The following is a 4,323-nucleotide window of genomic DNA, read 5'->3' on the forward strand; positions in this document are numbered from 1 at the left end:
GCGCCGGGGCAGGTCTGCGGGGTGGGTGGGGACCACCTCCTCCACGCGCACGGCGGTGGTCAGCACCGGCAGCTCCGCCAGCAGCGCGTCGAAGCGGCGCGCCGCGTCCTCGTCGCGCAGGTCGAAGCGCACGTTCAGGCCGAGCACGACGCCCCCCTCCCGCGCTCGACGCGGCGGTCGGCGCGCTCGACGCCTGGGCGCCGCGGCTGCGGGCGGCGGGCGTGGAGTTCACCATCGCGCCGATGACCGCGCTGGGCGACGTGCGCATCGTGTTCTTCACCGACCCCGACGGCGCGCTGGTGGAACTGGTGTCCCGCCCGCTGCGCTACACCACCGTCTGGGACGAGCAGCAGGTCGCCGCCCGGCGCGAGCGCGACCGGCGCGAGCCCGGCGACGACGCCCTGCGCCTGGACCACGCCGCCACCACCGTCGCCGACCTGGACGCGGCCCTGGCCCTGTACGGCGAGGGCCTGGGCCTGGGACGGCTGGGGCAGGTGCCGCACCCCGGCGACGAGCGCGGGTACGTGCGCAGCTACCTCGCCGCCGGCGAGGGGGTGCTGGAGGTGTTCTCCTACGACGTGCCCCCGCTGCCGCCCGCGGCGCTGGACGTGCCGCGCCGCGGGCTGCGGGCGGTGGCCCTGAGCACCGCCGACGTGGACGGTGCGGCCGCGGCCGTCCTGGCCGCCGGCGGGCGCGACCTGCCCGGCGACCTGCCGGGCGGGCCGACCGGCGGGCCCGGGCGCGCGCTGGCCGACCGCGACGGCACCGTCCTGCGGCTGCTGCCGCCGGGCTGGTCGCCCGCCGCCTGAGGTGCCCGCGGGTCGCGCCCGGGGTTCGCTGCTCACGCTCGTCGCTCCGTCCGTCGGGTGCTCTCGTGCGGGTGCTGTCGTGCGGCTGGCCCGGTGCGGGGTCAGTGCGAGTCGCGCGGGACGGCGCTGCCGCGCGCGCCGCGCAGGAAGTCCAGGTCCGCGCCCTCGTCGGCCTGCAGGACGTGCTCGGCGTACAGCCACGGCCAGCCGCCCTCGGGCACGCCGCTGCGCCGCTGCCAGGACGGCTCGCGCGCGGCCAGCTCCTCCTCGGACAGGTGCACGTCCAGCCGGCGCGCGGGCACGTCGAGGGTGATGACGTCGCCGGTGCGCACCAGGCCGATCGGCCCGCCCACGGCGGCCTCCGGCGCCACGTGCAGCACGACGGCGCCGAACCCGGTGCCGCTCATGCGCCCGTCGCTGATGCGCACCATGTCGGTGACCCCGGCGCGCAGCAGCTTCGCCGGCAGCGGCACGTTGGCCACCTCCGGCATGCCCGGGTAGCCGCGCGGCCCGGCGCCGCGCACGACGATGACGTCGTCGGCGCTGATGTCGAGGTCCTCGTCGTCGCACACGGCGTGGTACTCCTCGGGGGAGTCGAACACCACCGCGCGCCCGGTGTGCTTGAGCAGGTGCGGGGAGGCCGCGGACTGCTTGAGCACCGCCCCGCGCGGGCACAGGTTCCCGCGCAGCACGGCGGTGCCGGAACCGGCCGGCTGCAGGGGCTCGGAGAACCCCCGGATGACGCGGCGGTCCCAGCACTCCGCGTCGGCCACCAGCTCGCCGACGCTGCGGCCGGTCACGGTGACCGCCCCGGTGTTCAGCAGGCCGTTCTCGGCCAGCTCGCGCAGCACCGCCGGCAGGCCGCCGGCGTAGCAGAAGTCCTCCATGAGGAAGCACCCCGAGGGCATGAGGTCCACGACCGTGGGCACCTCGCGCGCCAGCTCGTCGAAGTCCTCCATCGACAGGGGCACGCCCAGGCGCCCGGCCAGGGCGAGCAGGTGCACGATGGCGTTGGTGGACCCGCCGATGGCGGCGGTGGTGCGGATCGCGTTCTCGAACGCGGCGCGCGTCATCACCGCGCTGGGGCGCAGGTCCTCCTCGACCATCGCCACGATGCGCTGCCCGGCCGCCTGGGCGGTCTCGCCGCGGCGCGCGTCCACGGCCGGCCAGCCGGAGGAACCGGGCAGCTGCATCCCCAGCGCCTCGGCCACGCACGCCATCGTCGAGGCGGTGCCCATCGTCATGCAGTGCCCGGCGGAGCGGGCCATGCAGCCCTCGGCGACCGCGCCCTCGGCCGCGCTCATGCGCCCGGCCTTCACCTCCGCCTCGTAGCGCCACACGTGGGTGCCCGAGCCGACGTCCTCGCCGCGGAACTTGCCGTTGAGCATCGGGCCGCCGGTGACCATGACGGCCGGGAGGTCCACGCTGGCGGCCGCCATGAGCAGCGCCGGCGTCGTCTTGTCGCAGCCTGACAGCAGCACCACCCCGTCCAGCGGGTTGCCGCGGATGAGCTCCTCCGCCTGCATCGCCATGAGGTTGCGGTACAGCATCGCGGTGGGCCTGATGATCGTCTCGCCGGTGGACATCACCGGGAAGACGAGCGGGAAACCGCCGGCCATCCACACGCCGCGCTTGACGGCCTCGGCCACCCGGTCCAGGTGCGCGTTGCACGGCGACAGCTCCGACCAGGTGGTGGCGATGCCGATGACCGGGCGCCCGTCGAACACCTCCGCGCCGTAGCCCTGGTTGCGCATCCACGAGCGGTGCAGCATCCCCGCGCGCCCGGACGCGCCGAACCACGCCCGGCTGCGCCGCCGCTGCGGTGCGCCCCCTCCCTCGGTGCCCATCACATCCACCCTCCGTCCACGATCCACCGTTGACCCGTGCAGGCCCTGCTGTCCTCCGCCGCCAGCCACAGCACCAGCCGCGCCAGGTCCTGCGGCTGCACCCGCAGCGGCAGCGCCTGCTCGCGGTCCAGCACCGCCTCGGCCTCGGCGTCCACCCAGTCGCGCAGCTGCCGCGGCGTCATCACCCACCCGGGGATGACGCAGTTCACGCGGATCGAGTCCGCGCCCAGCTCCAGCGCCAGCGCCCGCGTCAGCCCCTCCACCGCCGCCTTCGCGGTGCGGTAGACCACCAGGTCGCGCAGCTTGACGTGGGTGCTGATGGAGCCGAGGTTGACGATCGAGCCGCCGCCGGCGGCGCGCATCATCGGCGCCACCGCGCTGGCGGCGAAGAAGTGGTGGTCCAGGTTCACGCGCATCCCGGCGTCCCACGCGGCCACGTCGACGTCCGCGGTGCGCCGGCGGGTGTCCACCGCGGCGTTGTTCACGAGCACCGTCACCGGCCCCAGCTCGCCGGCCACCTCCGCGATGACGCGCCGGTACCCCTCCAGGTCGGTGACGTCGGCGCGCCGGAACAGCGGCCGCGGCGCGCCGGTGGCGGCCACCGCGTCGGCCAGCTCCCGCGCCGGGCCGTCCTGCACGTCCACGAACGCCACGCGCGCGCCCTGGGCGGCGAACTGCGCGACGAACTCCGCGCCCAGGCCGCTGGCCCCGCCGCTGACGAGCACCACGGCCCCGCGCAGGCTGGGGTAGGTCGCGAACCGGCTCACGCGGCCGCCCCCGGCAGCAGCACGGCGCGCCCGACGGCGCCGGCGCGCAGGTCCTCGTAGGCGTCGGCGACGCCCTCCAGCGGGTACGAGCCGCCCAGCAGGTCGTCCAGGGGCAGGCGGCCGGCGCGGTGCAGCGCCAGCAGCCGCGGCAGGTCCACGGCCGGGTTGGCCGAGCCGTACAGGCTGCCCACCAGGCGCTTCTGCTGCTGCACCAGCTCGTTGACGGGCACCGCCACGGTGGCGTCCACCGAGGACAGCCCCACGGCCACCACCGTGCCGCCCGGGCGCAGCGCCGAGAACGCCTGCCGCAGCGCGGCCGGGGCGCCCACGGCCTCCACGGCCACGTGGGCGCCGCCGCCGGTGAGCTCCTGCACCGCCGCGACCACGTCGCCGGCGGCCAGCCCGGTGGCGTCCACGGTGGCGGTGGCGCCCACCGCGCGCGCCAGCGCCAGCTTCTCGGCGGACAGGTCCACCACCACGACCTCCCCGGCGCCCACCAGCACCGCGCCCAGCACGGCGGACAGGCCCACGCCGCCGGCGCCGACGACGAGCACCGAGCGCCCCGCCAGGGAGCCGTCGGCCGCGGCGACGTTGACGACCGCGCCGACGCCGGTGACGACCGCGCAGCCGGCCACGGCGGCCACGGCGGCGGGCACGTCCTCCGGCAGCGCCACCACGGCCCCGCGCGAGACGACGGCGCGCTCGGCGAAGCAGGAGACGCCCAGGAAGTGGTGCAGCTCCTCGGCGCCGCGGCGCAGCCGGCTGGTGCCGTCCAGCAGCCCGCCGCTGCGCGCCTGCACCCGCCCGTACACGCACATCACCGGCCGCCCCGTCACGCACGGCTCGCAGCGCCCGCAGCGCGGGCGCCAGGTGAACCCCACCCGCCGGCCGGGCGCGAGG

Annotated in this window: 4 protein-coding genes; 1 reads left to right on the plus strand and 3 read right to left on the minus strand. The window is 77.0% G+C overall.

The genetic code is table 11. The annotated features are described in order from the left end of the window. Positions 1 to 14: 14 nt before the first annotated feature. The gene (locus tag GTR00_RS15480) at positions 15 to 809 is read left to right on the plus strand and encodes a VOC family protein (RefSeq protein WP_276610247.1); all 795 of its coding nucleotides are present in this window, start codon (positions 15 to 17) and stop codon (positions 807 to 809) included. Positions 810 to 910: 101 nt separating this feature from the next. On the opposite strand, the gene GTR00_RS15485 is transcribed toward GTR00_RS15480, so the two are convergent. The 3 genes from GTR00_RS15485 to GTR00_RS15495 form a co-directional block, all read right to left on the minus strand. Beyond that, on the minus strand, positions 911 to 2,656 hold the full coding sequence (locus tag GTR00_RS15485; RefSeq protein ID WP_166612494.1) for an IlvD/Edd family dehydratase: 1,746 nt from the start codon (positions 2,654 to 2,656) through the stop codon (positions 911 to 913). Next, positions 2,656 to 3,423: an SDR family NAD(P)-dependent oxidoreductase gene (locus GTR00_RS15490; protein ID WP_166612495.1), complete on the minus strand. Its 768-nt coding sequence runs from the start codon at positions 3,421 to 3,423 to the stop codon at positions 2,656 to 2,658. The genes GTR00_RS15485 and GTR00_RS15490 overlap by 1 nt, the downstream gene beginning before the upstream one ends. Then, positions 3,420 to 4,323 (minus strand): zinc-binding dehydrogenase (locus GTR00_RS15495; protein WP_205705916.1); only part of this gene is annotated, 904 nt, incomplete at its 5' end. The genes GTR00_RS15495 and GTR00_RS15490, both read right to left, overlap by 4 nt.

This window comes from Kineococcus indalonis, assembly GCF_009906395.1.
Classification (GTDB): domain Bacteria; phylum Actinomycetota; class Actinomycetes; order Actinomycetales; family Kineococcaceae; genus Kineococcus; species Kineococcus indalonis.